Below are 25,688 nucleotides of genomic sequence, written 5' to 3'. Positions count from 1 at the left end.
TCGCAGGTTTTGCCACTCTGGCAGAGTGCGCAGCAAATTGACCCCTCACAGGCTTGTCCCAAACATAAGCGTCTTGATCTGCTGTTCGACGACCAGAAACGGCTAATCAAATTGTACAAGCCATGGCGATGCGGGCCGCACCAAGAGTGGCGTGTATAGACAAGTAAGAGCCTCTGCGTGGCCTCGGTACGGCGCGTCTGGCACGAGAAATGACTTCCATTTCTGAAGCGTGATGCGCTCAAACTGGCACCGCATGACCAAGTAAAGTCCAGTTCGCCAATAGCGAAGCCCCGTTGGCCCAATCAGCACAGTTGGCAACGGTAAACCAACCGGTGGCGTCTCCCGGCTTGAACTTCTGCAACTGTTAGGCGACTGGAAGACATGGATTATTTGAACTGCCCGAATTGCGGGTCGGAAAACCCAATTTTATTACAGCGGCTCAAGGTTGCCACCTGCCCTTCATGTGGCACGACCCTTATGGTCAACGATGCGCAGGTTCAATTGGCTGGTGATCAAGGCGTCATGCACGATGCGCCGCTTTTGTTCGGGCTTGGTGATAACGTGACGCTTGGCCGGACCTCGGTGCGAATTTTAGGCCATGCGCGGTATTCCTATGGTCGCGGGTTTTGGGATGAGTTCTGCACTGCCGATGACGCGGGCACGACCTACTGGATTTCGGTGGATGAAGGCGATGTCGTTATGCAGACGCGGCTGCGCGGCAAAGACACGCCGAAATCCCCCCCACCCTTCAAACCCGGTGAAACGCTCGACTTTGATGCTTCAACTTTCACCGTGACCGAAGTTGAAACCGCAGAGTGCATCGCCCTGCGTGGACAGTTTGACGAAGCGCTTCAGGTTGGCGAACGCCACGATTTCGTCAACGCATCGGCCGGAGATGAAGGCCTGCTGTCGGGTGAGTTCTGGGCGGACAATGCTTTGTGGTTCTATGGTCGCTGGTACGACCCGTTTGAATTAAAGGTTGAACGCGGCGCATGACACGGAACCCCGAGCTTCTTTCGATCAATTGCACCAGCTGCGGTGTCGGTCTGGATGTTCTGGGCGGCGGTCGGGTGGTTGTGCAGATCTGCCCCTATTGCGGATCGGAGCTGGATGCGCAGGACAACTATCGCACTTTGCGCCAGTTCACCGGATTGAAGCGGCCCGTGACCCCATTCTCGCTGGGCCAGAAGGGGACGCTGTATGGTGTGGAGTTCACGATCATCGGCCTGATGGAGCGTCAGGAACGTTGGGCGGGACGGCTTTACAGCTGGGTCGATCATCAACTGTTCTCCCCCACTCACGGCTATGCCTGGCTGACGCTGGATTCTGACCATCTGATCTTTACCCGGCGCTATCGCGGGTCCGCGTGGATGTCCGAGCAATGGGTTGAAACCGCAGAACACCCGCCCACGGTCACAACTGAGCATGGGCGTTTCAAGTACTTCGAGACGGCCACAAGTTCGGTCACCTATGTCGAAGGCGAATTCACCTGGCGACCAAAAGTTGGTGAAAAGACCACCACCGTCTCGGCCATGTCTGATGACGCGATGCTGGATTTCTCGACCTCCGGGTCCGAGCGGGAAATCTATCGCTCGGTCTACGTTCCGAAGGCGCAGGCCGAGGCCGCATTTGGAGTCGAGTTGGACCTCAAGCCCTACCGTGTGCATGCGTTGCAGCCCTTTGTGAAAGGTCCGAATTATGAGTTCCTGCGCAATGCGGCGTTTGTCTTTGGCGTAGTCTGCCTGATGATGGCGTTTGTTTTGACGACGCGCACGGGGTACCCGGTGCTGCGTAATTTCAACGTCGACTTCCGGAGCCTGCCGGTGGAGATTCCGATCCCATTGCAGACCGACAGTCAACTGACCCGGATTTCGTTCTTGGGAGACGTCCGAAACAGCTGGGCCTATCTCGATCTCGAACTGCTGGATCCAACGGGTGAACCTGTGTTCGAAGCTGGCCGCATGATCGAGTACTACACGGGGCGGGACTCGGACGGAACGTGGGGCGAAGGAACTCAGCGCGCCAGCCTGACATTCCGGCCCGAGCAAACCGGCGACTACACCTTGGTGATGGATGTACCAGAGCAAGGCGTGTGGAATGACCGCAGCGCGGACCGGGTGCCCAGCCGGCCTTTCAGTAACTTGCGTGTTGATGTGACCTCGGGTCTGTCCAGCGGGCTTTGGGCGCTGGTGCTGGCAGGCGCGTTCGGGCTGTTGTTCCTGTTTCAGTTCGGGCGTAAACACCTGCATCAACGCGCAAGGTGGTCCGGCACGGATTGGGTGGACGAGGAGTAACAGTGACACTGTTCAGGATCATATTCATCGTCATCTCGACCACGGCAATTGCTGCCACGGGCTATGTCGCCTGGCATGGCTACGGGGCACAAAGCCGCGATTTGGACACGTCTGTCCGGGTTGGCAGCGGTGGCGGCGGTTACTACCGATCAAATCGAATAAAATAACGAGGAATCAATGGATTATCTTGCGGCAATTCAAATTGCAGAGATCATAAGCACCATTTTCTACACCATTCTGGGCGTTTCGCTGATGTGGGGTGTTTGGAAAGTGATCGATTGGATGACGCCGTTTTCGGTCGTGCATGAGATCGAAAAGGACCAGAACATCGCACTGGCGATCCTGATCGGGCTGCTGTTCGTGGCGGTGTCCATTATCATTGCGGCTGTCATCCTGTCATGACACCGGACCGCGCGGTCAAGGCGCGCGCCGCGTGGCTTTTGGCTGCGACCTTCTTGGTCGCCGTCGCGGGCCTGATCTATGAGCTGATTGCCGCAACGCTCTCCAGCTATTTGCTGGGCGACTCGGTACGGCAGTTTTCGCTGGTTATCGGGATCTTTCTGTCGGCGATGGGGATCGGAGCCTGGCTATCGCGTTTCGTGACTCAGGCATTTTCGGGCTTTGTCTGGGCGCAGATCCTGCTGGGGATCGTCGGCGGGTTCATGGCCCCGGTTCTGTTTCTGAATTACGCTTGGGCAGGACAGGTCGCCGTGCCGCTTTACGCGACGCTGATCGCCATCGGCGTCCTGTCCGGGATGGAGATCCCCCTGATCGCCCGCGTGTTGGAGCAGATTGGCGCTCTGAAGTTCCGGTTCGAAAATGTGCTGAGCGTAGATTACATCGGCGCTCTGGTCGCCTCGCTGGCATTTCCTTTGCTGGTGATCCCACATCTGGGGTTGATGTCCGCCAGTCTTGCTTTTGGCGCGTTGAACCTTGCCGTCGCGGGACTGTCCCTGCTGTTGTTCCGGGAGTGGGCGACGCGGGCACAGGTGGCGGTCTGGGCGCCGGCGCTCGCCGCCACTCTGGTCGCGTTGTGGCATTCGGAACGGCTGGTTTCGGTGACCGAGGCTGAGTTGTTCGAAGACGACATCATCCTGACCGAAGCCACACCTTATCAGCAGATCACCGTGACGCGGTATCGCGACCGGGTGCGCCTATTTTTGAACCATTCAATCCAGTTCGATTCTCTGGACGAGCACCGCTATCACGAGCCGTTGGTGCATCCAGCGATGGCGCTGGCTCCGCGCCGGGACAATGTGCTGATCCTGGGCGGCGGCGATGGCATGGCCGCGCGCGAGCTGCTGCGCTATGGGGACGTACAGTCCGTGACGCTGGTGGACCTTGATCCGCGAGTGACCAAACTGTTTCGCGATCACCCCGAGTTGTCAGCTCTGAACGACAACGCGCTGAGCGATCCGCGTGTGACGGTTGTCAATGAAGACGCCTGGCAATTTCTAGAACGCGACCGGGGCCTTTATGACGTTGTCATCATCGATTTACCCGATCCCAAATCGATTGCGCTGTCGCGACTTTACACGCGGCAATTCTATGGGCTTCTGGCCGAGCGACTAAGTGGCCAAGGGGTCTTTGTCACGCAAGCCGGATCACCCTTCTTTGCGCGGCAGGCCTTCTGGTCCGTGGTCGAAACGATCGAGAGTAGCCGCAATCCGCAACGGCCTGGCCAGGGGATGCAGACGATCCCCTACCATAGCTATGTGCCCAGTTTTGGAGAGTGGGGTTTTGTTCTGGCCTCATTCGAACCGACGCGGGATCGGCGGATCAAACTGCCCGACGGGCTGAGCTATCTCAACGCGGATGTCTGGCGAGCGGCGCAGGTTTTCGGGGGCGATATTGACCGGCTTGAAGCACTGCCCAACACGCTGCAATCGCACGCGCTGATCGGGTATTATCTGGATGGGTGGGACTACTGGTTCCGATAATCCGCGCGAAATCTGGGGTTAGGAGGGCCAAATCCGATTACCCCGATCACCCAACAAAACTTATACTTATCAGACTCTTGTAGAAGAAATTCTCCATTTACTAAAAATTTAGTTTGACAGATGCGCAACAAATCGCTGATGCTGATCGCCATCCGGTTCGCGCCGGAAACCATAATCTTTGGGAGGAGACAGATGCGGAGACATCTACTTTCCGCAGTGGCGGCGGCTGCCGTCATTGCGGGGCACGGTCCCGTTTGGGCCGACGAAGCCGCAGCACAACGTTGGATTGACGACGAATTCCAGCCATCGACCCTGTCGAAAGACGAACAGATGGGTGAGATGAAGTGGTTCATCGAAGCTGCACAACCCTACGCCGGCATGGAAATCAATGTCCTGTCCGAAGGTATCCCGACCCACTCGTACGAGTCCGAGGTCCTGACCAAGGCGTTCGAAGAAATCACCGGCATCAAGGTCAACCACCAGATCCTGGGTGAGGGCGAAGTGGTTCAGGCCGTTCAGACCCAGATGCAGACCGGACGGAACCTGTATGACGGCTATGTCAACGACAGCGATCTGATCGGCACGCATTCGCGCCTGCAACTGGCTTATAACCTGACCGATCAGATGAGTGGCGATTGGGCGGCGACGACCTCGCCGACGCTGGATCTGGATGACTTCATGGGCATTCAGTTCACCACTGGTCCGGATGGCAACCTGTATCAGCTGCCTGATCAGCAGTTCGCGAACCTCTATTGGTTCCGCAAGGACTGGTTCGATGACGAAGCCAACAAGGCCGCGTTTAAAGAAAAGTACGGCTATGACCTTGGCGTCCCGGTCAACTGGTCGGCCTATGAGGACATCGCCGAATTCTTCACCAACGACGTGAAGGAAATCGACGGCGTGGCGATCTATGGCCACATGGACTACGGCAAGCGCGCGCCTGACCTGGGCTGGCGTATGACCGACGCCTGGCTGTCGATGGCCGGTGCCGGTGACGTGGGTGAGCCGAACGGCGTGCCCGTCGACGAATGGGGCATCCGCATGGAAGCGGGCACCTGTAACCCTGTTGGTGCGTCCGTTTCGCGCGGTGGTGCTGCAAACGGTCCGGCTGCGGTCTATGCGATCCGCAAGTGGGATGAATGGCTGCGCAACTATGCGCCTCCGGGTGCGGCGTCTTATGACTTCTACCAGTCTCTGCCGGCACTCAGCCAGGGCAACGTCGCCCAGCAGATCTTCTGGTACACCGCCTTCACCGCCGACATGGTGAAGCCGAAGTCCGAAGGCAACAACACTGTGGATGACGAAGGCACGCCGCTGTGGCGGATGGCGCCCAGCCCGCACGGTCCTTACTGGGAAGACGGCCAGAAGGTTGGTTATCAGGATGTGGGGTCGTGGACCTTCCTGAAATCGACGCCTTCGGATCGTGCCCAGGCCGCGTGGCTGTACGCTCAGTTCGTGACGTCCAAAACTGTCGACGTGAAGAAGTCCCATGTGGGTCTGACCTTCATCCGCGACAGTTCGGTCAACCACGAGTCCTTCACCGAGCGCGCACCCAAACTGGGTGGTCTGGTCGAGTTCTACCGCTCGCCTGACCGTGTGGCATGGTCGCCGACCGGCATCAACGTTCCGGACTATCCGAAGCTGGCCCAGATCTGGTGGCAGCAGATCGGTGACGTGAACTCGGGTGCGTTCACTCCGCAAGAGGCGATGGACCGTCTGGCCGAAGAAATGGACATCACCATGGCCCGCATGCAGGCCGCGGATGAAAGCGCCGGTGTCTACGGTGGCTGTGGTCCGCGTCTGAACGAGCCGCAGGATCCTGCCTTCTGGCTGGAAAAAGCGGGTTCGCCGAAGGCCAAGCTGGAGAACGAAAAGCCGCAGGGCCAGACCGTCAACTATGACGAACTGGTGGCGCGCTGGCAGGCTCAGTAAGTCCCTAAGAACCGGGGGTGCCGGTTGCGGCATCCCCACCCCAAAGACCAGTGCCAAGCACTGCAGGACCGGAACCCACGGACATGATCGAACTTCAAGACGCGACCAAGCGGGTCGGTAACGTCATCCATATCAAACCCACATCCCTGACGCTGCAAACCGGCCATTTCAACGTGCTGTTGGGGGCGACCGGGTCGGGCAAGACCTCACTGATCAAGATGATGGCAGGGCTGGACCCGATTGCCTCGGGCAAAGTCTTTATGGACGGGCAGGATGTGACCCGGCTGAACACGCAAAAGCGACAGATCAGCCTCGTGCACCAGTTCTTTGTGAACTATCCGCATATGACCGTGTTCGACAATATTGCTTCGCCGCTGCGCGTGGCGGGCATGGCGAAATCCGAAATCGAAGGCCGCGTGGAAGAGGCCGCCGATCTGCTGCAACTGCGTCCGATGCTGCACCGTCGCCCTCATGAACTTTCGGGCGGGCAGCAACAACGTACGGCGCTGGCGCGTGCTATTGCGAAAGAGAGCCGCGCGGTGTTCCTGGACGAACCGCTGGCCAACCTCGATTACAAGCTGCGCGAAGAATTGCGCGAGCAGTTGCCTGACCTGTTTGCCGGGCGCGGGGCTGTGGTGGTTTATGCCACCTCGGAACCGGAAGAGGCGCTGCTGCTGGGCGGTTACACCGCGCTGATGGAAGATGGTCGTGTGACGCAATTCGGACCGACCGCCGACATCTATCGCAACCCCGAGAACCTAGCGGCTGCACGAGTGTTTTCCGATCCACCTATCAATGTGGCCCGCATCACCGTATCCGGCGCTCAGGCGCAATTGGCCGGCGGAGGGGGCTGGCCCGTCCCCGCGATGGCCGATGGCGAGTACATGGTCGCCGTACGCCCGCACCGGGTCACGCCGATCCGTACATCCGACGCGGATGTTGAACTGACAGGCAGGGTGATCGTGACCGAATTGTCGGGCTCGGATTCCAGCGCGCATTTCCGCCACGGCGCGGATGACTGGGTGTCTCTGGCTGCAGGCGTGCATCCTTATCAGGTCGGTGAGGATCATAGTTTCTATATGAACCCGGCGCATTGCCGGTATTTCGGCCAAGACGGCCAAAGGGTCGCGTGACATGGCACAGATCAAGCTTTCTAACCTGCGACACAGCTATATGCCCGCGCCGAAAGGCCCAGAGGATTTTGCGCTGAAGGAAATCGACGTCACCTGGCGCGACGGCGGAGCCTATGCACTGCTGGGGCCGTCGGGTTGCGGTAAGTCCACGTTGCTGAACATCATCTCGGGTCTGCTGACCCCGTCCGAAGGGCAGATTCTGTTCGACGGTCAAGACGTGACCGCCCTGCCCCCCGATCAACGCAACATCGCGCAGGTTTTCCAGTTCCCGGTGATCTACGACACGATGACCGTGGGCGAGAACCTGGCCTTCCCGTTGAAGAACCGCGGCGTTGACCCGGCAACGATCAAGCGCCGCGTTGACGAGATTGCCGAGATGCTGGACGTCACGGATATGCTGAATACCCGCGCCAGCGGCCTCAGCCCGGACAACAAGCAGAAAATCTCGATGGGGCGCGGGTTGGTCCGCGACGACGTGAACGCGGTGATGTTCGATGAACCGCTGACCGTGATCGACCCGCATCTGAAATGGAAACTGCGATCCAAGCTGAAAGAACTGCATCAGCGTGTACAGGCCACGATGATCTATGTGACCCACGACCAGACCGAAGCCCTGACCTTCGCGGACGAGGTGGTTGTGATGCAGGAAGGCGAGGTGGTGCAGATCGGAACTCCGGTTGAACTGTTCGAGCGCCCTCAGCACACGTTCGTCGGCCACTTCATTGGCTCGCCGGGAATGAACGTTCTGCCGTGTGAGGCCAAGGGCGACCGCGCGGTGTTCGAAGGACATGAGGTCATGCTGGAGGGTCCCACCCATGGCGACGGAGGTCGCACCGATCTGGGTATCCGCCCAGAATATGTGGGCTTTGGCGACAGCGGCATCCCGGCGCATGTGACCAAGGTGTCCGACATCGGCCGCCACTATGTGGTCAGCGCCATGGTCGGCAACACTGCGCTGAAGGCTGTGACGGAACATGAGGTGCCCGAGCCGGGATCCGAGGTCTTCCTGCAATTCAAACCTGAACAATCCCGCGTCTACCGCGACGGCTGGATCGCAACCGAGGAGCGCAGTTGATGAGAACCGAAAACCAAAAGGCGTGGTTCTTTGTCCTGCCGGTGTTGGCACTGGTCGCTTTCAACGCGCTGGTGCCGATGATGACAGTGGTCAACTACTCGGTGCAGGAAACCTTTGGCAACAACCAGTTTTTCTGGGAAGGCCTGGGCTGGTTTGAACAGATTCTGCGGTCGGACCGGTTTCAGGCGGCCCTCGGTCGGCAGTTCCTCTTTACCTTCCTGATCCTGCTGATCGAGGTGCCCTTGGGCATCATCGTCGCCCTGTCGATGCCGCGCAAAGGGTTCTGGGTGCCGGTCTGTCTGGTGCTGATGGCCCTGCCGATGCTGATCCCGTGGAATGTGGTCGGGTCGATGTGGAACATCTTTACCCTGCCGAAAATCGGTCTGATGGGGTACTTTCTGAACGACGTGCTGGGCATCAACTATGACATGACGCAGCAGCCGTTGTCGGCCTGGATCACCATCGTCATCATGGATGTCTGGCACTGGACGTCGCTAGTCGTTCTGCTGTGTTATGCTGGCCTCGTCTCGATCCCGGATGCCTATTATCAGGCAGCCAAGATCGACGGCGCCAGCCCATGGTCGGTATTCCGCTATATTCAGCTGCCCAAGATGAAAACCGTCCTGACCATCGCGGTGCTGCTGCGGTTCATGGACAGTTTCAACATCTATACCGAGCCCTTCGTTCTGACCGGCGGTGGCCCCGGCAACTCAACCACCTTGCTGTCGATCGACCTTGTGAAGATCGCGCTGGGACAGTTCGACCTTGGCCCTGCGGCCGCGATGAGCCTGATCTACTTCGCCATCACGCTGCTGGTCAGCTGGGTCTTCTACACTCTGATGACAAAGGATGACGCGCAATGAAGAAGCGGTCCCTTATCCCGATCCTCTATATCGCGTTCCTGATGCTGCCGATCTATTGGCTGGTGGCGATGTCCTTCAAGACCACGAACGAGATTCTGTCGGGCTTCTCCCTGTTCCCTCAGACCTTCACGCTGGAGAACTATATCACCATCTTCACAGACCCGACGTGGTACTGGGGGTACATCAACTCGATCATCTACGTGACGATCAACACGGTGCTGTCGGTCTGTGTCGCCCTGCCTGCAGCCTATGCGTTCTCGCGCTATCGGTTCCTGGGTGACAAACAGCTGTTCTTCTGGCTGCTGACCAACCGGATGGCCCCGGCGGCCGTGTTCGCGCTGCCATTCTTCCAACTCTATTCGTCGATCCACCTGTTCGACACCTATCTGGCTGTGGCACTGGCTCACACGCTGTTCAACGTGCCGCTGGCGGTCTGGATTTTGGAAGGCTTCATGCGCGGCATCCCGAAGGAACTGGACGAGACGGCCTATGTCGACGGTTATTCCTTCCCGCGCTTCTTCGTGACGATCTTTTTGCCGAACATCAAAGCGGGTGTCGGCGTCGCAGCCTTCTTCTGCTTCATGTTCTCATGGGTCGAGATGCTGCTGGCCAAAACCCTGACTGCGGTCGAGGCAAAACCTATCGCCGCCGTGATGACCCGCACCGCCTCCAGCGCGGGGTATGAGTTGGGTCTGCTGGCCGCTGCCGGAACACTGACTATCATCCCCGGAGCCATCGTCATCTGGTTTGTCCGCAACTACATCGCGCGCGGTTTCGCGATGGGACGTGTGTGAGGTTCGATATGCGCAAACTTCTTCTCTCCCTCTTTTTCCTGCCCTCCATGGCCGCGGCCCAACAGGCGGGGTGGGGCAATGTCGGCCAGCAAGAGGAAAAAGGCTTTTCCTGGACCGATCCGCTGTGGCCCGACTTCTGGATGGCCTGGACCCCGGCCACGCTGGCTCTGTTCGTGGGCATCTTCTCGGCTATTGCCCTGATCGGTGTGCTGGAAGGGTTCAAGTATCGCGACGGTATCGAACGGCGCGGCGTGCTGGGACTGACCACCACTTTGGGCGACCGGCTGTTTATCACTCTGCTGGGCTCGGCCTATATCTTTTTGGCCTGGCTGGGACTGGTCGGACAACCGGTCTGGACCCCTCTGTTCCTGTCCATAGGTTGGGGCGTTTTTGTCTTCTGGAAAGTTTAGGCTTTGCGAAACAGTGAAAGGATGCTTGTCTAACGGGCATATCAAGAATGGCGACACAAGACCCGATGCGTAAGAAAAAAACCACAAATCTGATGACCGAAGTAGAGCTGGAGTTCATGAACGAGCTCTGGGCGCTAGGCGAGGGGTCCGTTCGGGACGTCCTGAGCCGCCTGCCATCAGAACGCAATCTGGCCTACACATCCGGCGCAACAATTCTGCGTATTCTTGATGAGAAGGGCTTTGTCGAAAGCCGAAAGGACGGCAAGACCCTGATCTACAAGCCGCTGCTTGAGAAAGACAGATACCAGGCGCGGTCGCTGCAAAACCTGTCTCGTACGCTGTTTGACGACACCCCCGCGACACTGGTCGCGCGGCTGGTCGATGACGCAGGGCTGAGCGAATCCGATCTTGAGGAAATTCGGGCACTGGTAGAAAGGAGACTGCAAAATGACGGCGGTTAAACCGGTTCTCGATGCGTTTCTCGAGTTGAATATCGTGCTGGGCTTGTCCGCACTTGCCTGGCTGGCCGTGCGGGCTGTGCTGGGCCGGACCTCGATGCGATATGGCTTTGCGGCGCAGTTGCGTGTGTTCAAGATGCTGTGCATCTGCGTTGTCCTGAGCCCGCTGCTGGCGCTGGGTGTTTCAACGCTTGCCGGGTTGCTTTGGCCGGGACGTGCCGTAGCGTTGGGCGACATTGCCGTGGCGGCCTACCTGCGTGGTGAGATTGCGATGCCGGCCGCACAATTTGAATCCCTGCTGAATACTCGTGCGCGTTGGCTTGATCATGTTCTCTCCGGCGGCAATGGCGTTGTGACAAGCGTGCTGGTGGTGCTGGCGCTGGTTTCATCGCTGTTGGCAATCCGTGTGCTGCGAGACGCCTGGGCGATCCGGCAGGCTGTGAAAGGCAGTTTCTTGTGGCGGCAGTCGCCCAAGGTGGACATTCGCCTGTCCGACAGGATCACCGTACCGTTCGCAGTGCGCGGGCTGTTTCGGCGGCATGTGGTCCTGCCCAGCCACCTGTTGAACCGGCCGCGCGAGTTGCGTTTCGCGCTGGCGCATGAGTTTCAGCATATCCGCGCCAGAGACGTCGAATGGGAGCTGGGGTTCGAACTTTTGCGCCCGGTCCTGTTCTGGAACCCTGCCTATCTGATCCTGAAACACCAGTTCGACCGGCTACGTGAATTGGCGTGCGACCAGTCCGTTGTATGGCGCAAAGGGATCGACGCCCAGGACTATACGACCTGCCTGCTGGACTATTGCGCGCAGTCCGTCGCGCTGAGCAATCCGCGTGTTCTGCATGTTGGTCTGGTCAACGGAAGCAAATCAAAACACGTGCTGCGTCAACGTGTGCTTGCACTGACCGAGCGCTCCATCATCGGGACACTTTCCCCTGCGATGTTTATGGGTCTGACATTGGCACTGGCTTCGGTCTTGGCTATAGGCGCCGCATCCGTCCGCCAGACGCAGGATTGGAGTCATGACCGGCTTATGCTTTCAACGGTCGTGAACCTGGAAAGGCTCGAAGCCCGGAATCAGGGAAATTGATAGGCTGAAAACTTCGCCCCATGTGCAATGCTAGCAATCGAGCCATCGTTTTGGTGCGACGGCGCTGGAGGCTGCGGTAGATGCTCGGTTAGCTCAGTTCCAAAATTAAAGCTTTCAGCAATTGTTGAACGAGTGTCCGCAGTGCTTGAAATTGATTGATCGAAGGCGGTTCGATAACAGCCTTCCCCTATGTCAACCTGCGGCAACCCAGCTTGTAACTGCTGAACCAAGACCCCGACCTTTGTCTTCGATTGAACTCGCTCACCCAGCCGCGGCCTCGCTGGTCCCAGGCGGGCCTTTTGACTTCCGAACTGAGCAGTGGCACGATTCCACTAAACAAGCCGATCTTCGCTTTTGTTCGTTGAATGTTGGGAACACACACAATATCAGGTTGCATCGAAGATACGTATTTGGACTGATAAGACTTTTTGCTGAGAGGTAACATGACACGTAAAGTCACCAAGGCAGTTTTTCCGGTTGCAGGAATGGGTACCCGCTTTTTGCCAGCGACAAAGTCGGTTCCCAAGGAGATCATGACTTTGGTTGACCGTCCGTTGGTCCAATATGCCATCGACGAGGCGCGTGCTGCAGGGATCACCGAGTTCATTTTTGTCACCTCCCGCGGCAAATCGGCCTTGGAAGACTACTTCGATCACAATCAGGTTCTGGAGCAGTCCCTAAAGGAAAAGGGCAAAAACGACCTGCTGGAAACGTTGCAAGCAACCAATATGGAAAGTGGCGCGATTGCTTATATCCGGCAGCACAAGGCCCTGGGTCTGGGTCACGCCGTCTGGTGCGCGCGCCGCCTGATCGGTGACGAGCCGTTTGCTGTGATGCTGCCGGACGATGTGATCTCTGGCCCAAAACCCTGTTTGCAGCAGATGATTGAAGCCTACGAAGAAACCGGTGGCAATATGGTGGCCGCCATGGAAGTTCCGGAAGAGAAGACCAGCTCGTATGGTGTACTGGACGTGGGCGACAACATCGGCAAAGTCGTTCGGGCCCGAGGAATGGTCGAAAAACCGAAACCCCAGGAAGCACCGTCAAATCTGGCGGTGATTGGTCGCTATGTTCTGCGTCCCTCGGTTCTGTACAACCTCAACCAAAACAAGCTGGGCAGCGGCGGTGAGATTCAGCTGACGGACGCCATCGCAGAAGACATCAGAAACGGTGTCCCGGTCTTTGGCTACAAATTCGACGGTCAACGATTTGACTGCGGCTCTAAGGCCGGATTCCTGCAAGCCACGGTCGCGTTTGCCTTGGCACGTGAGGATTTGCGGGATGAACTGCGGCATTACTTGCACGAATTGGCGACAACGGGTCAGGCCGCTCAATAGAAGACACACTCCAGCTTAGGGGAAAAGGGGACAAGCCGCGTCGCGCTCGGCTTGTCCTTTTTTATTTGAGAAGAGCGCAGTACGGACCGATCATCTTGGGTTTCGTTCAATCGTTGGCAAGGTGTTACGTGGGCGTTCGCGCCGGTCAGTCCGGATTCATGAGATCGACGGCAGTTTGGTCCGCAATTCATGTGTCGAACGGACTACCAACGGAGGATGCCCCTTGCCCCAGAACTCACCCAGATTGAACCTGCCCCTTCTGCAACCGTCACAGGCGCAAAAACACGTCACGCATAACGAGGCTCTGCGGCGTCTGGACCTCATCGTCCAACTGACCATCATTTCTACAAGCGCGACAACCCCGCCAGCGGCACCGGCCCAAGGTGACATTTATGCCCTTGGGGATACACCCACCGGAGACTGGGCAGGACACACCAAAAAGCTGGCCGCCTGGCTGGATAACAGTTGGCATTTCATGTCCCCCGAACCGGGCTGGCGTGCCTGGGATCAGAGCAGCAGAAGCCTGAAACGGTGGGACGGATCGGATTGGGTCGAGCCGCCTTCGACCACTCAGAACCTGCCAGGAATCGGTATTGCCACCGGGCACGACAGCACAAACCGATTATCGGTCCGATCGCCAGCCACTCTGCTCACCCACGATGGTGCGGGTCATCAGTTGAAAATCAACAAGGCGAATGCGGGCGAAACGGCATCGCTGTTGTTTCAGTCAAACTGGACCGGTCATGCCGAAATGGGCCTGTCTGGCGACACGGCTTTTTCCATAAAAGTCTCGCAGAACGGGTCGAACTGGGCTGAAGCGCTGCGCTTTGATCCGGCGACCGGACTAACCTCTGGCACCGCGGTTCAATCCAGCGCAGATGACACTACGGCCGGGCGGTTGATGCGAGCCGATTATGGCTATGGGCCTGGCAATCTGTTGGGAACGGTCACGCAAAGCAGCGGCAATCCGACTGGAGCGGTAATCGAACGGGGCAACACGCCGAACGGCGAGTTTGTCCGCTTTGCCGACGGCACTCAGATTTGCACCGCGAAGCTTACCGCAACCGCCTGCACAAACAGCGAGGGCGCTTTGTTCGCAAGCGCCCTACAGACATGGAACTTCCCCGCAGCCTTTGCGACAGGCAGAACGCCTGCCCTTAGCGGCAGTGGCGGCGCTGCGGGCAGGTTCCTGGGGTTTGACGAACCGTCGAACGCTCAGGTCGGACTAAAGGTTCTGTCCACTACATCAGATGCTGCGTCGCTTGCCCCGACAGTGGTTGCGATCGGCCGCTGGTTCTGATCAACATGGCCGTCCGGACCCAGTGTTCGGGTGGTCATTTGGCGCGCAGGGTCGCGTCGGATTGTTCAAGAAACCAAGCATAGGTTTCCCGAACCCCGTCTTCGAGATTTATGCGTGCGCGCCAGCCCATATCCGCCAGACGGGACACGTCCATCAGCTTGCGCATGGTGCCATCCGGCTTGCTGGTGTCCTGGGTGATCCGACCGGTAAATCCGGTGACCTTTGCGACCAGCGCAGCCAGTTCCGCGATCGAGACATCCTCGCCGCACCCAACGTTTATATGGCTCAGCATCGGTTCCGTGTTCGCCTCATAGTCTCCAAGAGGCAAATCAAGGACAAACAAAGACGCCTCGGCCATGTCATCCACATGCAGGAATTCGCGGCGCGGCTTGCCGGTGCCCCAGATCACCACCTCGTCCAGACCGTCCTGCTGTGCCTCGTGGAACCGGCGGATCAGTGCAGGCAGAACATGGCTGTTTTCCGGGTGAAAGTTATCGCCCGGGCCGTAAAGGTTCGTGGGCATAACCGAACGATAGTCCACCCCATGCTGCCGGTTATAACTTTCGCAGAGTTTAATGCCGGCAATCTTCGCCACCGCATAAGGTTCGTTTGTCGGCTCAAGAACGCCAGTCAGCAACGCATCTTCGCGCATAGGCTGCGGTACGGCGCGCGGATAGATGCAGGAACTGCCCAGTTGCAGCAGGTTTTTGACACCGGCAGCAAAGGCCTGATGGATCACGTTGCACTCGATCATCAGGTTTTGGTAAATGAAATCCGCCGGATAGGTGTTGTTGGCATGGATGCCCCCCACCTTGGCCGCGGCCAGGATGACGACGTCGGGACACTCGGACTGCATGAAGTCACGGACAGCGGCCTGATCGGTCAGGTCCAGCTCGGCATGCGTGCGGGTCACAAGCTCCAACGCTTCGCCTGCGGCCTTACGATTCTGCAAACGGCGCAGAATAGCGCCGCCAACCATACCCCGATGACCGGCTATATAGATCTTGCGCATCGCCGCCTCAGCCATTTTCCAACGTAACCGGCAGATCGTAGCCATGCTCTTTCAGCAAAGCGTGACGTTTGGCGGTTTTGAGGTCCTCTGTAACCATCTCAGCGCACATTTGCTGTACGGTCAACTCGGGCTCCCAACCCAGTTTGTTTTTGGCGTTCGAAGGATCACCCAACAGCGTATCAACTTCGGCCGGGCGGAAGTATTGCGGGTCGATGCGCATGATCACATCGCCCGGTTTCAGGGCTGGCGCGTTGTCGCCTTGGACCGATTTGACCGTCGCAATCTCATCAACACCCGTGCCCGAAAACTCGAGCGTTACGCCCAACTCAGCCGCCGACCATTCGATGAACTGGCGCACCGAATACTGCACACCAGTCGCGATCACGAAATCTTCGGGCGCATCCTGCTGCAGCATCATCCACTGCATCCGCACGTAGTCCTTGGCGTGGCCCCAATCGCGCAGGCTGTCGATGTTGCCCATATATAGGCATTCTTCCAAACCTTGGGCGATGTTGGACAGGCCACGGGTGATTTTGCGAGTCACAAAAGTCTCGCCGCGGCGGGGGCTTTCGTGGTTGAACAGAATGCCGTTGCAGGCATACATCCCATAGGCCTCGCGATAGTTCACCGTGATCCAGTAGGAATACAGCTTGGCCACTGCATAGGGCGAACGCGGGTAGAACGGCGTGGTCTCACGCTGCGGCGTTTCCTGGACCAAGCCATACAGCTCGGACGTCGAAGCCTGATAAAACCGGGTCTTTTTCTCAAGACCTAGGAAGCGGATTGCCTCGAGCAGACGCAGGGTTCCGATCGCATCAACATCAGCGGTGTATTCCGGCGATTCAAAGCTGACCGCCACGTGGGACTGCGCACCGAGGTTATAGACCTCGTCCGGCTGAACCTCCTGGATGATGCGTGTCAGGTTAGACGTGTCGCTGAGGTCACCGTAGTGCAGGTGCAGACGCGGGTTGGGCACGTGCGGATCCTGGTAGATATGGTCGATCCGTTGCGTGTTGAACGACGACGCCCGCCGCTTGATGCCATGAACCTCATAGCCTTTTTCCAGCAAAAACTCGGCCAGATACGAACCGTCCTGTCCCGTAATGCCGGTGATGAGTGCTGTTTTTGTCATGGCTGATTTCCAAGATGTTCACTGAATGCGTTTTCAGCCTCTGAAACAGCAATATTTGCCTGAATGCAACCCTAGGCCAAACTGCCGAGCAGGTTTGGCCCCGGACGGCGTCCTTTTGCCTACGTGTCAGGTCGACCCATAAAGCGGGACCTCGCCGGCGGCACCTTCTGCCAAAGCCTTGCTTTGATCGCGGCGAACCGTTTCATAAAGAGCCAGCGCCTCGTCAGAGAACAGCCGGGTCGGCGGCGTCACATGTATAAAGTTGCTTTGCCCATCCTGACCGCGTGCCAACATGGCATAGTCTCTTTCGGCCACCAACTGCTTGGCATTCGGATTGAGATAGCGGATCGCCAGGCCGATACGGCGGTCGTTGGATCGGTTGGGACCGGAACCATGTATCGTCAGCCCGTGATGCAAAGACATCTGCCCAGGCGCCAGTTCGATATGTGTTTTATCGGTTTCGTCGACATCCACCGCGATCTCTTGCCCGCGCGACAACAGGTTGGTGTCCGAATAGGTGTCATTGTGCGGCAGGATCGGGTTCTTGTGGCTGGCGCGCACGAAATCCATACATCCGCTTTCGACCGTGGCAGGTGACAGCGCGATCCAGGCGGTGACCTGATCTGGCGTCTCACCCATCCCCCAATAGGTCAGATCCTGATGCATCCCAACTGTATGAGCCGTATTGGGTTCCTTTATGAAAAACTCGGCCGACCAGACCATGATATCCGGGCCCAGAACCCCCTCGACGGCATCCAAAACGCGAGGGTCCATCGCGACGCGCGACGCAAGCGGCATCACCAGATGCGCGTTGACCCGTTTGTAAGTATTCAGCGGTAGCGGCAATTCAGCCGAAAGCCAGTCGCGTTCGATCTGTTCCAACGCGGCCCGCATTTCTGCGGCTTCGTCTTTCGAAAAGATGGTCAAGGGAAAGAGGAATCCATCCTCCCAATACTTGTCCGATTGCGCCTTAGTCAGGGCGGTGTCGCGCTTTTGGTTTTTTTCGGGCATCGGGCTTACCTGTGTCACGTTTCCTCAGCCCAGAGTAATACGTCCTGCCCACACCGCAGAACGCTAAGTCTTGCCCGTCAGGCTAAGTTCAGCTTAGCCTGCATAGTATGTCGTCACGCATTCCCTCTCTGAACTGGCTTCGCGTTTTTGAGGCTGCTGCCAGAACCGAAAGTTTCGCCCGGGCTGCGGCACAGTTGAATATGTCGGCCGCGGCGGTCAGCCAACAGGTTAAGGCATTGGAGACTCGGTTAGGCACACCCCTGTTCCACCGCCATGCGCATTCGGTCACTCTGACCGAGGCCGGGCGCGCCTATTTGCCGTCGGTTCAGCAATCGTTGCTGATGCTTGAAACCGCGACAACAGGGTTGTTTGGCGAAACACGCGAGCAACGGCTTTTTGTGCAGTCTGTCTTGTTGTTCGCTCATGGGATTCTCGCCAACGGGTTAACAGCGTTTCAGGCCGCGTACCCCCAAATCAACCTGTCTTTGTCGACGGGAAACCAGATGGCGGATTTTTCAAACCGCTTCACCGATCTTCAAATCGTTTTTGGAAACCCAACCCTTTTTAGCACCGAAAGTGACGAGTTGTTGCGGGAGCGTCTATATCCAATGGCCCTACCAGAGGTAGCGGATCAGATCAAGCAACCTCAGGATTTGTTCCGATTTACCTTGATCGAGGTTTCGACGCACCGCGCGGGCTGGCCGCATCTGTTTCAACAATTGCGTTTGCCTGCAGGACAAGCGCGGTACTTTTTTGCCGACAATTCACTGATGGCAGCTGAGCTCTCCGCCAGTGGCGGCGGAATCGCTTTGGCGCGCGCCCCGGCGTCAGACCGTATCATGAAGTTGTCCGGGCTGGTTCCTTGCCTGCCCGATATCGATATCCCAGGTCAGGAAGCCTATCACCTGACCTACCAATCCCGCTCGGCGCTGCGCCCTGCGGCCAAGGCATTCCGCGATTGGATCATCGATTACAGCGCGGCCGTCCAGGCCCGGTAACGCCCCTGCCCCGTGACCTCTCGGATCAGGCCGCGGCTCATGAGGCGGTCTATGTTGCGCTGAACCGCCGCGCGCGAGGCTTGCGTCAGTTCTTCGGCAAGCGGTGCCGACACCATTGGCCATGCCGTCAACGTGTCGATCAAAAGTGGCGGCGTCCGGCCGCTCAGGTCACTGGTCGCCTCACGGGCACGCTGGTCCCACGCGCTGACCCGATCCAGATGTAGTAACGCGGCCAACGCGGCCTGCCCTGCCCCTCTGATCCATGCCGACAGCTTTTCCTGCGGCTCCCCAACCCCGCGCAATGCGCCCGGTCCAGACAGTGCCAGCGGCATGAAAATCGCCCCGCCCCGCCCCATCGTGGCGGCGTGACGCGCTGCGATGATCGCGGCCTCGGTATCCTGACCGATGCCCTGCGAGAGGGCGCGCCATGCGTGAAACCCGATCGCGGCCTGCGTTACGGGATGTAGGCCCTCGGCGTTGCGCATAACCTCAGCGAGGTCGGCAATGGTCTCGGGTGTGCCTTCGATGCCCTGCGCCATGCGATCCAGGAATGCAGTCAGGCCAGGCTCCCACCCTCCATCGGAAGGGCCAGCGCCCGACGTCAGACGGCGTACGGCCCAACCCGCACGAAACAACGCCTGAACATCATCACCCGTCGCGCCAATCCGCAATCCGACCCATAGTGCGAGACGGTCAACGCCAATCCTGTCGCCCGTCCACCAACCCAGATCGGACACATCCATCAACGCCAGTCGATGCCCCCACCCTTTCGGGCCAGCCCGCAACCGTTCATCCAACGCCCCAAATGTGGCTGTCAGTTCCGCGAGTTCCAAGGACAGATCGGCCTGTGCCGCGCGCCAATCTCTTGGATCAAAAAGAAGACGGCGATCGGCCATTGGCCCGGGCGGCAAGAAGGCCTCTTGCGTGACCTCCTCATCTGGGGGCAGAAACCAAAGGTCGTCATCCTCGGATGGGTCCGCATCATAGATGCTGCGAGGACCAAGCTCGTCGGCGTCCTCATCCGGGTCCGGGATCACGGGTTTCGTTGTCATACCCGCTATATTTCGGTGATTTCGGCCGGTTCACAAGGCGTTTTCTACCGCCAAGCAGATCACCCCGCGAAAGTTGCGGTCAGAATGTCCAGCTCTTGTTTCAGATCGGTCTGCTCATTGCTGCCAATGAGCATATAGCCATATCCATCCTGCGCCCATGTCGCCGTCGCCAGACCGCTGAGCGCGGCAAGCTTGACGTCCTTTGCCGGCGCGCCTTCACCCTGACGGATCACGCAGAAAGCCAGCGGCTGACCCTGATCATCGGCAAAAACCACCTGTATCAACGGCTTGCCCTTGAATGACAGAACTTGCGCGCGTTTCAGCTCCAACCCGGGCAGCGCCTCAAGCGTCGCCCGATTCAAGGGTCGACCCAACTGCGCCTCGGCCAGCGCGAATTGCGCATCAAGCGCCACCGGAGAGTTGTCGAGGGATGCGATTGTGTCTGGCGAATAAAGCGATTGGTAAATAGCAGCCTGTTCCGCCCACCCCATCGGTTGGGGGCGTGTAGCCCAGATCGTGGCGGACACGGCAAGAACAGCGACCGAGGCCGCAACCGCTAGCAATCGCCAAGGTCCGCCCGAGGTTTGAGGCTGGCTGGCCGCCGCCTCTGGCAAGTTCACCTGCGGCACTTCGGCGGGAATGTCGTCAAATACTGCTTTCACAACGGGCGCGAAAGAGTCCAACGCCATCAGACGCTGTTCCAATTCTGGATCAGTTTCGATCGCCGCCTCGATGGCGGCGGCCTCGGCCGCGTCCGCATTGCCTTCCAGATACGCCCTGAGCGTCTCGTCGGAAAACTTCATTTGCCACTCCGTCGAACGGCGTCTGCCGCATCATGCTGCATCACGTTTTTCAGTTTCTGCCGGGCATTTGACAACCGGCTCATGATTGTTCCTATCGGTACGTCCAGCAACGCAGCGGCTTCGCGGTAACTGTAGCCCTCTACAAACACAAGCATAACCGTTTCTCGCTGCGCCTCTGGCAACTGCATCACTTGTGAAAACACCTCAGCGGCGAAAATATTCGTTTCCGAATCCGGTCCGACCGAAATTAATTCAGCTTCTGGCGTTACCGACAACGCCTGGGCCTTGCGCACCGACCGCGCGCGCACCTCATTCAACCAGATCGAGCGGCAGATCGTCATCAGCCAACTGTCCAGCCGATCATGCGAAGTAACCTGATGGTGACGCTCCAGAGCACGCAGGCAGGTGGATTGCAAAAGATCGTCCGCCACATCCGACGCCCCCGAAAGCGCCAGCCCAAACCGCCAGACACGTTTCGAGTGCGTCTGGATTGCGCCGCGCACGGCCTGTTCTGAGCTTATTTGGACACCCATCGAATAAATCGCGACCTGTGTGTGTTTGTCATTCACGGACCGGGCCCGTGTGGTCAGGATTTACACACCTTTAGGAGGAATGAAATGAAACTTCTGTTGAAAGCGGTAACGATTGCGTCGGCAATTGTTGCAACCCCGGTTCTGGCACAGACTTGGACGCTGGCCCCAGAAAACTCGCATCTGGCCTATGGCTCGATCAAGAAAGACACCGTGGGTGAGGTCAATTCCTTCACGAAACTCTCTGGCCACGTAGGCCAGGATGGCAAGGCCGAGATCGAGATTGATCTGTCTTCGGTAGAAACAAACATCGACATTCGAAACGAACGCATGATCGAGTTTGTGTTCCGCAAGGCCGGGACCGCATCTTTTTCCGCTCAGTTCGACATGGCAGAGGTTTCAGCGCTAGGCGTTGGCGAGACAACGACCGTCGATACCGAAGCGCAGCTTTCGCTTGCGGGCGCAGAAGTTGGTTTCGATGCCGAGATGTTTGTCGCGCGTTTGTCTGAAACTTCGGTCATGGTATCGACCAATGATATGATTTTCATCAGCACCAAGGATGCAGGCGTTGACGCAGGTGTCGACAAGCTGATGCAATTGGCTGACCTGCCCGGCATCACCCGAACAGTCCCGGTCACCGCGCGCTTTATCTTCAATCTCGATGACAAAAGGGCCGAGGCTGCACCCGTCGCGGAAACTGCCGTTTTAGCTGCCGCCGTAGAGGGCGACGTTAAAGCCGGGAAGAAAGTATTCCGCAAATGCAGCGCCTGTCACAAGCTGGATGCAGATCGCCACACTGTCGGACCCTCGCTGCACGGCATCTTCGGAGCAAAAGCCGGACAAGCGGACGGATTTCGGTATTCCGACCCTTTGCAACAATCCGAGATCGTCTGGACGCCTGAAACGATGGCCGCATTCCTGACCGACCCTAAAGGCACAGTCCCGGGGAACAAAATGCAATTTCCGGGCCTGAAGAAAGAAGCCGATATCGCCAACGTTATTGCGTATCTGCAAGCCGAGACTCAGGGATAACTCCAAACCGGGTTCCCTTTTCCCACATGACCACGCTATCCCTTATCTGACTTCGGATAAGGGGGAAGCTGAGCATGAGCGAGACGGTCAAACTGACATTGGACGAGATCCGAGATCTGAGCCTGTCCATTCTGACCAAAGCCGGTTTTGGCCCCGGCCATGCGGCCGCAATCACCGAAATGCTGACATCCTGCCAGATCGACGATTGCCAGTCTCATGGCCTATTTCGCCTGTTCATGTGCAATGACACTATGAAAGCCGGCAAGATCGACGGCCATATCGCGCCCGTCGTTGCGCCTTCGAACAATGCCATTGTGCGGGTGGATGCGCAGGGCGGCATGTCGCTGCTCGCGTTTCGTGAGGCTCTGCCCATTCTGATCGAAAAGACCCGCACCCACGGGATCGCGGCAATGGCGATCAATCGCTGCTTTCATTTCTCAGCCCTTTGGCCAGAGGTGGAACGCCTGTCCTCAGAAGGTTTGGCCGCGATGGCAATGGTGCCCAGCCACAGCTGGGTTGCGCCAGCCGGAGGTACGCGAGGCAGCCTCGGGACAAACCCGTTGGCGTTCAGCTGGCCGCGCCAAGGCAAAGACCCGTTCACGTTTGACTTCGCCACCAGCGCGTTTGCCCGCGGCGAGATCGAGCTGTATCGCCGCGCGGGCAAGCCCCTGCCCGAAGGCGTGGCTATCGACAAGGACGGGAACCCAACCACCGATCCCCAGGCCGCTATGGACGGAGCGATGCTGACGTTTGGCAGCTACAAAGGCTCGGCCCTGTCCATCATGATCGAACTGCTGGCCGGCCCGCTGATCGACGATCTGACGAGCCTGGAGAGCATGGAATATGCCGAAGGCCAGGGCGGCGCGCCCTATCATGGCGAAATCATTCTGGCCTTTGACCCGGCCCAGTTCAGCGGCGGTCGAACCGCCGAAAATGACGCCCGTGCCGAGCGACTGTTCGCCGATATTGTAGATCAAGGGGCCCGCCTGCCCTCTCAAAGACGGTTCGCTGCACGGGCACGGAATACCGCACGTGGGTATGTGGAAGTGGCGAAAACCTTGCATGATGATCTGCTGGATTTGGCCGAACAGATGTAACTCTCCTATCTCCTCTTTCCCTTGGCGATGGGGCTGGCTAAGAAGATCCTCCGAACAGACTTCAGGAGGCCCCCTTGGACCGCATCGCCCGCACCATCGCCACCGAAATCAACGCCCGCCCGGAACAAGTCGGTGCCGCGGTAAAGTTGTTGGACGAAGGGGCCACCGTCCCATTTGTGGCAAGGTATCGAAAAGAGGTGACCGGCGGGCTGGACGACACGCAGCTGCGGACTCTGTCGGATCGGCTGACCTATCTGCGCGAGCTTGAGGCGCGGCGCGAAACGATCCTCGGCTCGATCAAGGATCAGGGCAAATTGACGGATGACCTGGCAAAATCCATTGCGCAGGCCGACACCAAAGCGAAACTGGAAGACATTTACCTGCCTTACAAGCCCAAGCGTCGCACCAAGGCAATGATTGCGCGCGAGAACGGGTTGGAGCCGCTGTCGGACGCAATCCTGGCAGACCGGTCCGTTGATCCGGAAGCGATGGCACAAGATTATGTTTCGGACGCTGTCCCGACGACCAAAGACGCGTTGAATGGTGCACGCGACATCATAACTGAGCGGTTGACAGAAAACGCCGCATTGCTGGGTGAGTTGCGTGATTTCATGCAGCGCGAGGCCTTGTTGACGTCCAAAGTGATTGAGGGCAAGGAACAGGAAGGCGCAAAATTCAGCGACTATTTCAACCACACTGAGCTTTGGGCCAAAACTCCATCACACCGAGCACTTGCCATGTTGCGAGCCTCGAAAGAGGGTATCGTCACGCTGGATATTGCCCCGGAACCGGAAGCCGGAGCCGCGCGCGCCGAGGCCATGGTGGCCGCTCATCTGCATACACGCAGCGACGCACCAGGAGATAAGTGGCTCCGAAAGGTGGCCGGCTGGACGTGGCGGGTAAAACTGTCACTTTCAATGATGGTTGAGCTTATGGCGGACCTGCGCAGCCGGGCGCAGGAAGAGGCTATTCAGGTTTTCTCTCGCAATATCAAAGACTTATTATTTTCTGCGCCTGCTGGAGCGCGGCCAACTCTGGGTTTGGACCCCGGAATTCGCACAGGTGTTAAAGCGGCCGTCGTTGACGCCACCGGCAAGGTGGTTGCGACCGACACGCTGTATCCTTTTCAGCCGAAAAACGATCTGCGGGGCGCACAAGCAACTATCCTGAACATTATCTCAGCGCACAAGATTGAGCTGATTGCCATCGGCAACGGGACAGCGAGCCGCGAGACGGAGAAAATGGTCGCGGAAACTTTGAAGCTTTTGCCAAAATCCGTCAAAGCGCCAACCAAGGTTGTCGTGTCCGAGGCTGGGGCCTCGGTCTATTCGGCATCAGAACTGGGCGCGCGAGAATTCCCTGATCTGGATGTGTCGCTGCGTGGGGCTGTCTCGATCGCCCGGCGTTTACAAGACCCCTTGGCGGAACTTGTAAAGATCGAACCCAAGTCTATCGGCGTTGGCCAGTACCAGCACGATGTTGATCAACATCGGTTGTCGCAGTCATTGGCATCGGTTGTCGAAGATGTTGTGAACGCGGTCGGGGTTGATCTGAACACGGCTTCCGCCCCCCTACTCTCTCATGTTTCGGGTCTTGGGCCCGGACTGGCCGAAGCAATCGTTATGCACCGCGATCTGAATGGTGCCTTCCAAAATCGAAATCAGCTTTTGGATGTCGCCCGCCTTGGGCCACAAACCTATGAGCAATGCGCGGGCTTCCTGAGAATCCTGGATGGATCCGAACCTCTGGACGCGTCCTCAGTCCACCCAGAGGCCTATGGCCTGGCGAAACAGGTTGTGTCTGCATGCGGCCGAGATATTCGGGACATCATGGGTCATGACGGGGCGCTCAAGAATTTGCGCGCTGAGGATTTTGTGGATGAGAGCTTTGGTCTGCCCACCGTGCGGGATGTTTTCACTGAACTAGAGAAGCCCGGCCGCGATCCACGCCCCAGTTTTGCGACTGCTTCTTTTGCGGATGGCGTCGACGACATTACAGATTTGAAGCCTGGAATGGTGTTGGAAGGAACAGTCACGAACGTCGCCGCCTTTGGTGCGTTTGTCGACATTGGCGTCCATCAGGATGGGTTAGTTCACGTCAGCCAACTGGCCGACCGATTTGTTAAGGATCCGCACGAAGTGGTCAAAACGGGGCAAGTCGTGAAAGTGACTGTCGTTGATGTAGACGTACCCCGTAAGCGCATCGGCTTGACCATGCGAAAAGACGGAGGAAAGTCTGCACGGCTAGATAGCGGGCATAAGCCACAACAGAAGCGTCTTTACTCATCAAAAGGAAATGATGCGCAATACTCAAAAAATAGACAAAATGCGCACAACAACGCTATGGGTGACGCTTTGAAGGCGGCTATGAAACGGCGCTGAACCGTCAGGGTGAACAG

Annotated in this window: 25 protein-coding genes; 19 read left to right on the top strand and 6 right to left on the bottom strand. The window is 58.1% G+C overall.

Annotated features, from left to right (window positions below; genetic code table 11):
* Positions 1-381 precede the first annotated feature (381 nt).
* The 15 genes from ACR0MV_RS08230 to ACR0MV_RS08160 all read left to right on the top strand — a co-directional run bounded on the left by ACR0MV_RS08230 (position 382) and on the right by ACR0MV_RS08160 (position 14,623).
* Positions 382-996: a DUF4178 domain-containing protein gene (locus ACR0MV_RS08230; protein ID WP_480701729.1), complete on the top strand. Its 615-nt coding sequence runs from the start codon at positions 382-384 to the stop codon at positions 994-996.
* Positions 993-2,294: a DUF4178 domain-containing protein gene (locus ACR0MV_RS08225; protein WP_480701727.1), complete on the top strand. Its 1,302-nt coding sequence runs from the start codon at positions 993-995 to the stop codon at positions 2,292-2,294. Before ACR0MV_RS08230 ends, ACR0MV_RS08225 begins: the two co-directional genes overlap by 4 nt.
* Before the next feature lie 2 nt (positions 2,295-2,296).
* On the top strand, positions 2,297-2,461 hold the full coding sequence (locus ACR0MV_RS08220) for a hypothetical protein (RefSeq protein WP_170423987.1): 165 nt from the start codon (positions 2,297-2,299) through the stop codon (positions 2,459-2,461).
* A gap of 10 nt (positions 2,462-2,471) precedes the next feature.
* Complete coding sequence (locus ACR0MV_RS08215; protein WP_475206008.1) at positions 2,472-2,696, top strand: DUF350 domain-containing protein; 225 nt, start codon at positions 2,472-2,474, stop codon at positions 2,694-2,696.
* Positions 2,693-4,234, top strand: coding sequence for a polyamine aminopropyltransferase (locus tag ACR0MV_RS08210; protein ID WP_480701726.1), 1,542 nt, complete (start codon positions 2,693-2,695; stop codon positions 4,232-4,234). Before ACR0MV_RS08215 ends, ACR0MV_RS08210 begins: the two co-directional genes overlap by 4 nt.
* A gap of 192 nt (positions 4,235-4,426) precedes the next feature.
* On the top strand, positions 4,427-6,166 hold the full coding sequence (locus ACR0MV_RS08205; RefSeq protein WP_170423981.1) for an ABC transporter substrate-binding protein: 1,740 nt from the start codon (positions 4,427-4,429) through the stop codon (positions 6,164-6,166).
* Positions 6,167-6,249: 83 nt separating this feature from the next.
* Positions 6,250-7,299, top strand: a complete 1,050-nt coding sequence (locus tag ACR0MV_RS08200) for an ABC transporter ATP-binding protein (protein ID WP_480701725.1) — start codon at positions 6,250-6,252, stop codon at positions 7,297-7,299.
* A gap of 1 nt (position 7,300) precedes the next feature.
* Positions 7,301-8,374, top strand: a complete 1,074-nt coding sequence (locus ACR0MV_RS08195) for an ABC transporter ATP-binding protein (protein ID WP_170423977.1) — start codon at positions 7,301-7,303, stop codon at positions 8,372-8,374.
* Positions 8,374-9,237 carry a carbohydrate ABC transporter permease gene (locus tag ACR0MV_RS08190; protein WP_170423975.1) on the top strand — a complete coding sequence of 288 codons (864 nt, stop codon included), beginning with the start codon at positions 8,374-8,376 and terminating at the stop codon, positions 9,235-9,237. Before ACR0MV_RS08195 ends, ACR0MV_RS08190 begins: the two co-directional genes overlap by 1 nt.
* Entirely contained in the window at positions 9,234-10,031 is a 798-nt protein-coding gene (locus ACR0MV_RS08185; protein WP_058280831.1) for a carbohydrate ABC transporter permease, read from the top strand. The genes ACR0MV_RS08190 and ACR0MV_RS08185 overlap by 4 nt, the downstream gene beginning before the upstream one ends.
* A gap of 8 nt (positions 10,032-10,039) precedes the next feature.
* Positions 10,040-10,441, top strand: a complete 402-nt coding sequence (locus ACR0MV_RS08180; RefSeq protein WP_170423973.1) for a DUF2160 domain-containing protein — start codon at positions 10,040-10,042, stop codon at positions 10,439-10,441.
* Between the two features lie 65 nt (positions 10,442-10,506).
* Complete coding sequence (locus ACR0MV_RS08175) at positions 10,507-10,902, top strand: BlaI/MecI/CopY family transcriptional regulator (RefSeq protein WP_170424269.1); 396 nt, start codon at positions 10,507-10,509, stop codon at positions 10,900-10,902.
* Positions 10,889-11,986, top strand: coding sequence for a M56 family metallopeptidase (locus ACR0MV_RS08170; RefSeq protein WP_170423971.1), 1,098 nt, complete (start codon positions 10,889-10,891; stop codon positions 11,984-11,986). Before ACR0MV_RS08175 ends, ACR0MV_RS08170 begins: the two co-directional genes overlap by 14 nt.
* A gap of 443 nt (positions 11,987-12,429) precedes the next feature.
* The gene (gene galU / locus ACR0MV_RS08165; RefSeq protein ID WP_480701724.1) at positions 12,430-13,323 is read left to right on the top strand and encodes a UTP--glucose-1-phosphate uridylyltransferase GalU; all 894 of its coding nucleotides are present in this window, start codon (positions 12,430-12,432) and stop codon (positions 13,321-13,323) included.
* Between the two features lie 223 nt (positions 13,324-13,546).
* Positions 13,547-14,623, top strand: a complete 1,077-nt coding sequence (locus ACR0MV_RS08160; RefSeq protein WP_170423967.1) for a DUF2793 domain-containing protein — start codon at positions 13,547-13,549, stop codon at positions 14,621-14,623.
* 34 nt (positions 14,624-14,657) lie between these two features.
* Here the strand turns inward: ACR0MV_RS08160 and fcl are convergent, their stop codons facing one another.
* From fcl to ACR0MV_RS08145, 3 genes are all read right to left on the bottom strand, one after another.
* Positions 14,658-15,635, bottom strand: a complete 978-nt coding sequence (fcl, locus tag ACR0MV_RS08155) for a GDP-L-fucose synthase (protein WP_170423965.1) — start codon at positions 15,633-15,635, stop codon at positions 14,658-14,660.
* A gap of 7 nt (positions 15,636-15,642) precedes the next feature.
* Positions 15,643-16,767 (bottom strand): GDP-mannose 4,6-dehydratase, encoded by a 1,125-nt coding sequence (gene gmd, locus ACR0MV_RS08150; RefSeq protein WP_170423963.1) that lies wholly within the window; start codon positions 16,765-16,767, stop codon positions 15,643-15,645.
* A gap of 126 nt (positions 16,768-16,893) precedes the next feature.
* On the bottom strand, positions 16,894-17,778 hold the full coding sequence (locus ACR0MV_RS08145; RefSeq protein ID WP_480701723.1) for a phytanoyl-CoA dioxygenase family protein: 885 nt from the start codon (positions 17,776-17,778) through the stop codon (positions 16,894-16,896).
* Positions 17,779-17,885: 107 nt separating this feature from the next.
* Here ACR0MV_RS08145 and ACR0MV_RS08140 point away from each other — a divergent pair, with 107 nt between their 5' ends.
* Positions 17,886-18,776, top strand: coding sequence for a LysR family transcriptional regulator (locus ACR0MV_RS08140; protein ID WP_480701722.1), 891 nt, complete (start codon positions 17,886-17,888; stop codon positions 18,774-18,776).
* Here ACR0MV_RS08140 and ACR0MV_RS08135 read toward each other — a convergent pair.
* From ACR0MV_RS08135 to ACR0MV_RS08125, 3 genes are read right to left on the bottom strand one after another with little or no spacing between them, the layout of a single operon-like run.
* On the bottom strand, positions 18,749-19,828 hold the full coding sequence (locus ACR0MV_RS08135; protein ID WP_480701721.1) for a helix-turn-helix domain-containing protein: 1,080 nt from the start codon (positions 19,826-19,828) through the stop codon (positions 18,749-18,751). The two genes, ACR0MV_RS08140 and ACR0MV_RS08135, sit on opposite strands and share 28 nt — an antisense overlap.
* Positions 19,829-19,887: 59 nt before the next feature.
* Positions 19,888-20,631: an anti-sigma factor gene (locus ACR0MV_RS08130; RefSeq protein ID WP_480701719.1), complete on the bottom strand. Its 744-nt coding sequence runs from the start codon at positions 20,629-20,631 to the stop codon at positions 19,888-19,890.
* Positions 20,628-21,200 carry an RNA polymerase sigma factor gene (locus ACR0MV_RS08125; RefSeq protein ID WP_480701718.1) on the bottom strand — a complete coding sequence of 191 codons (573 nt, stop codon included), beginning with the start codon at positions 21,198-21,200 and terminating at the stop codon, positions 20,628-20,630. The genes ACR0MV_RS08130 and ACR0MV_RS08125 overlap by 4 nt, the downstream gene beginning before the upstream one ends.
* A 48-nt stretch (positions 21,201-21,248) precedes the next feature.
* Here ACR0MV_RS08125 and ACR0MV_RS08120 point away from each other — a divergent pair, with 48 nt between their 5' ends.
* The 3 genes from ACR0MV_RS08120 to ACR0MV_RS08110 all read left to right on the top strand — a co-directional run bounded on the left by ACR0MV_RS08120 (position 21,249) and on the right by ACR0MV_RS08110 (position 25,671).
* A complete protein-coding gene (locus ACR0MV_RS08120) occupies positions 21,249-22,193 on the top strand; it encodes a c-type cytochrome (protein ID WP_480701717.1) in 945 nt (314 codons plus the stop codon).
* 74 nt (positions 22,194-22,267) lie between these two features.
* On the top strand, positions 22,268-23,290 hold the full coding sequence (locus ACR0MV_RS08115; RefSeq protein WP_480701716.1) for an Ldh family oxidoreductase: 1,023 nt from the start codon (positions 22,268-22,270) through the stop codon (positions 23,288-23,290).
* Positions 23,291-23,364: 74 nt separating this feature from the next.
* The gene (locus tag ACR0MV_RS08110) at positions 23,365-25,671 is read left to right on the top strand and encodes a Tex family protein (RefSeq protein WP_480701715.1); all 2,307 of its coding nucleotides are present in this window, start codon (positions 23,365-23,367) and stop codon (positions 25,669-25,671) included.
* Positions 25,672-25,688 lie beyond the last annotated feature (17 nt).

The sequence above is a fragment of the Ruegeria sp. BC3 genome, assembly GCF_056539265.1.
This window is presented reverse-complemented; position numbering and strand designations above follow the sequence as displayed.